The organism is Microbulbifer okhotskensis (genome assembly GCF_023895975.1).
In the GTDB taxonomy this organism is placed as follows: domain Bacteria; phylum Pseudomonadota; class Gammaproteobacteria; order Pseudomonadales; family Cellvibrionaceae; genus Microbulbifer; species Microbulbifer okhotskensis.
On record NZ_JALBWM010000248.1, the window covers coordinates 1 to 2,141 of the forward strand.

Here is a 2,141-nt window from a genome sequence, read left to right on the forward strand (position 1 = left end):
CCCAATCGGGTGGCCCTTTTTTTATGCCTGAAATAAATGTCGATGCGAAAAGAAAATTTTTTTAACGAGTTTTTAGGGCGGTAATTTGAGCTGCTTTTTTCTATCAAACAGTATGTTGTTGTACAACAACTGTCCACCGCCGAAGCTAGCCGTTTATTCACTACGCCCAGAGTGGTAAGGAAAAATTGATGTCTGGAGTGCGCATTAAAAAGGGCCACCCAAATGGGTGGCCCTTTTTAATGCGCAAAATAAGACAAAATAATAAATAGGTGTAGGCGCAGTGTAAGAAAAAGAAAAGAATAAGAATAAAATAAATAGTTGAGATCAAAAATTAAATCTATATTTTTGCTTTTTCAGTGTGTCAATTTTATTGGTGTTAGAGTAGGTAGTAGAAATAATCATGAAATAATAAATAGAGGAAAATACACTAAGTATTTTTGTGCCTGAGTCGATCTAGATTCTATAGCAATGCTCCCTCCGATATGTCTTATTTCAGTTTTTACTTGATCACGTAAAATAATCCCAAGAAATCTACAAAATAAAAACAGGGAAAGGAGTGATTATATTCACGTTAAAAATTGAATTTGCACCGTGAAAATATCGGTTAATTTTTAGTCGTTACGGTAATAGTCTGTAATGACGGGGCCTACAGCCTATATGTCAGAGTTATGCACAACTCTATCCAAGCTTTCTGTGAGTAACATTGCTGTCATATTTTTTGGTGGATAACTCTGAAAAAAATCGCTGTTTTATTAACCTGATTGAGGCTGGTCATGGCTAGAATATATTTTAGCTTGCTAGTTAAAAGTTATGCACAGCAAAGTCGAGAAATTTTGTTGGTAACATGCTTGTAATGAGAAAATTTTCTAACGGATACAGATTTTAGTTCCTACTATGCCGAGAATTAGTGGCTAAGTTATTACTGTGTCTCGTTTGGAAAATAATCACTGACTTTCCGGTCCGTTGCAGAGGTGAGGCATTGCTAAAAAAGGGTAACTAGAAGGTCCTTTAACTCAATTGAGAGGCCTGCTGATGAGAGCTTTATTTTTTGCTTTAGTGACCGTTGTATCTTTGGGTATCGGGGTATTTTCACAGGCACAGACATTGATTGTGGGAAATAAGTATGAGGGCACGGTGAGCTTTATCGACCTGGAATCCGGTCAGGAACTTAAGCGAGCGGAAACTGGCGGTTCTCCCCATGAATTAATTGTGTCGCCGGATAAAACTAAAGTCGTGGTTGTGTCCTACCTGGAAGATGGCTACGTGGGTAAGGAGCTAAATGTATTTGATGTCGCTACAGGAAAACACCTGAGCAAAATTGACATCAGTCCCCATCAGGGTCCTCATGGAATTGCCTGGCTAGGAGATAGCCGGAATATTATTGTTACTACTGAAGAAACGAGCGACGTAATCAAAGTCGATGTGCAGAAAGGGGAGATTGTAGGGGCTGTCAGTACAGATCAGGTGGGTAGCCATATGTTGGCACTATCACCTGATCAAAAAACTGCTTATGTAACTAGCCGGGGTTCGGATACTTTTAGTGTTATTGATACTGAATCTATGCAGCTGAAATCAACATTGCCGGCTGGTGAAGGTCCCGAAGCAGTATGGGTTAGTCCGAATGGTGCTGAGCTGTGGATAGGTAACGCTCATTCGAAGAATATTATTATTTTCGATACCGGGACACTTAAGCAGAAAGAAACGATCGATGTTGGTTTTTTACCTATTCGTATACGTTTTCACCCAGAGGGCAAGTCGGTGGCTGTAGCGGATTTGAATGGTAATCGAGTCCTTATTTATGATGCGAAATCGCGGAAGCAGTTACAGAAAATCGATGTGGGAAGTTCTGGTGCACGGCAGCCAGCCTCACTTTTATTTTCGCCAGATGGGAAGTTTCTGTTTGTCGGTTCACAAAGGGATGGGAAGGTTGTAGAAATAGATACGGGAAGCTGGAAAATTACACGTATTTTTCGCGCGGGACAGGGCTCCGATGGCATAGAGTGGAGCCCGGTAACTATTCAGCCTTAACAGAATAGTACCGCTGTAGAGCATAGTGTTATCTAAACAATAGTTGACGGCTATTTCATCGAGGGTGTAAATAATTCTGTGTAACCGCTCTTGCTAGTGGATTATTGGTAGTC

General features: G+C 40.5%; 1 protein-coding gene. It reads left to right on the plus strand.

Annotated features, from left to right (window positions below; translation table 11 throughout):
* Nucleotides 1-1,032 precede the first annotated feature (1,032 nt).
* Complete coding sequence (locus MO867_RS21695; RefSeq protein ID WP_252473032.1) at nucleotides 1,033-2,028, plus strand: YncE family protein; 996 nt, start codon at nucleotides 1,033-1,035, stop codon at nucleotides 2,026-2,028.
* Nucleotides 2,029-2,141 lie beyond the last annotated feature (113 nt).

Bases quoted from the DNA above. Each gene is read 5' to 3' on its own strand.
- MO867_RS21695 (WP_252473032.1), top strand. From the start codon at position 1,033: ATGAGAGCTTTATTTTTTGCTTTAGTGACCGTTGTATCTTTGGGTATC.